The sequence below is a fragment of the Pseudomonas sp. RIT-PI-r genome, from assembly GCF_001297015.1.
GTDB lineage: Bacteria > Pseudomonadota > Gammaproteobacteria > Pseudomonadales > Pseudomonadaceae > Aquipseudomonas.
Window position 1 is genome coordinate 1 of the sequence record NZ_LIGE01000028.1, and the last position, 2,587, is coordinate 2,587.

Genomic DNA, 2,587 nt, shown 5'->3' on the forward strand with positions numbered 1-2,587 from the left:
CTTCAGCCCCAGGATGTGATGAGCCGACATCGAGGTGCCAAACACCGCCGTCGATATGAACTCTTGGGCGGTATCAGCCTGTTATCCCCGGAGTACCTTTTATCCGTTGAGCGATGGCCCTTCCATACAGAACCACCGGATCACTAAGACCTACTTTCGTACCTGCTCGACGTGTCTGTCTCGCAGTCAAGCGCGCTTTTGCCTTTATACTCTACGACCGATTTCCGACCGGTCTGAGCGCACCTTCGTACTCCTCCGTTACTCTTTAGGAGGAGACCGCCCCAGTCAAACTACCCACCATACACTGTCCTCGATCCGGATAACGGACCTGAGTTAGAACCTCAAAGTTGCCAGGGTGGTATTTCAAGGATGGCTCCACGCGAACTGGCGTCCACGCTTCAAAGCCTCCCACCTATCCTACACAAGCAAATTCAAAGTCCAGTGCAAAGCTATAGTAAAGGTTCACGGGGTCTTTCCGTCTAGCCGCGGATACACTGCATCTTCACAGCGATTTCAATTTCACTGAGTCTCGGGTGGAGACAGCGCCGCCATCGTTACGCCATTCGTGCAGGTCGGAACTTACCCGACAAGGAATTTCGCTACCTTAGGACCGTTATAGTTACGGCCGCCGTTTACCGGGGCTTCGATCAAGAGCTTCGCGTTAGCTAACCCCATCAATTAACCTTCCGGCACCGGGCAGGCGTCACACCCTATACGTCCACTTTCGTGTTTGCAGAGTGCTGTGTTTTTAATAAACAGTCGCAGCGGCCTGGTATCTTCGACCGGCATGAGCTTACGGAGCAAGTCCTTCACCCTCACCGGCGCACCTTCTCCCGAAGTTACGGTGCCATTTTGCCTAGTTCCTTCACCCGAGTTCTCTCAAGCGCCTTGGTATTCTCTACCCAACCACCTGTGTCGGTTTGGGGTACGGTTCCTGGTTACCTGAAGCTTAGAAGCTTTTCTTGGAAGCATGGCATCAACCACTTCGTGTTCTAAAAGAACACTCGTCATCAGCTCTCGGCCTTAGAATCCCGGATTTACCTAAGATTCCAGCCTACCACCTTAAACTTGGACAACCAACGCCAAGCTGGCCTAGCCTTCTCCGTCCCTCCATCGCAATAACCAGAAGTACAGGAATATTAACCTGTTTTCCATCGACTACGCTTTTCAGCCTCGCCTTAGGGACCGACTAACCCTGCGTCGATTAACGTTGCGCAGGAAACCTTGGTCTTTCGGCGTGGGTGTTTTTCACACCCATTGTCGTTACTCATGTCAGCATTCGCACTTCTGATACCTCCAGCAAGCTTCTCAACTCACCTTCACAGGCTTACAGAACGCTCCTCTACCGCATCACCCGAAGGTGATACCCGTAGCTTCGGTGTATGGTTTGAGCCCCGTTACATCTTCCGCGCAGGCCGACTCGACTAGTGAGCTATTACGCTTTCTTTAAAGGGTGGCTGCTTCTAAGCCAACCTCCTAGCTGTCTAAGCCTTCCCACATCGTTTCCCACTTAACCATAACTTTGGGACCTTAGCTGACGGTCTGGGTTGTTTCCCTTTTCACGACGGACGTTAGCACCCGCCGTGTGTCTCCCATGCTCGGCACTTGTAGGTATTCGGAGTTTGCATCGGTTTGGTAAGTCGGGATGACCCCCTAGCCGAAACAGTGCTCTACCCCCTACAGTGATACATGAGGCGCTACCTAAATAGCTTTCGAGGAGAACCAGCTATCTCCGAGCTTGATTAGCCTTTCACTCCGATCCACAGGTCATCCGCTAACTTTTCAACGGTAGTCGGTTCGGTCCTCCAGTTAGTGTTACCCAACCTTCAACCTGCCCATGGATAGATCGCCCGGTTTCGGGTCTATTCCCAGCGACTAGACGCCCTATTAAGACTCGCTTTCGCTACGCCTCCCCTATTCGGTTAAGCTCGCCACTGAAAATAAGTCGCTGACCCATTATACAAAAGGTACGCAGTCACCCAACAAAGTGGGCTCCCACTGCTTGTACGCATACGGTTTCAGGATCTATTTCACTCCCCTCTCCGGGGTTCTTTTCGCCTTTCCCTCACGGTACTAGTTCACTATCGGTCAGTCAGTAGTATTTAGCCTTGGAGGATGGTCCCCCCATATTCAGACAAAGTTTCTCGTGCTCCGTCCTACTCGATTTCATGACTAAGAGATTTTCGCGTACAGGGCTATCACCCACTATGGCCGCACTTTCCAGAGCGTTCCGCTAATCTCAAAGCCACTTAAGGGCTAGTCCCCGTTCGCTCGCCACTACTAAGGGAATCTCGGTTGATTTCTTTTCCTCAGGGTACTTAGATGTTTCAGTTCCCCTGGTTCGCCTCTTGCACCTATGTATTCAGTACAAGATAACCATCTTATGATGGCTGGGTTCCCCCATTCAGACATCTCCGGATCAAAGTCTGTTTGCCGACTCCCCGAAGCTTTTCGCAGGCTACCACGTCTTTCATCGCCTCTGACTGCCAAGGCATCCACCGTATGCGCTTCTTCACTTGACCATATAACCCCAAGCAATCTGGTTATACTGTGAAGACGACATTCGCCGAAAATTCGAATTTCTCAA

At 51.5% G+C, this 2,587-nt stretch carries 1 rRNA gene; it reads right to left on the reverse strand.

The features are described 5' to 3' along the window. A 23S ribosomal RNA gene (locus AK821_RS17260) occupies positions 1 to 2,522 on the reverse strand; the annotation flags it as partial. Positions 2,523 to 2,587 lie beyond the last annotated feature (65 nt).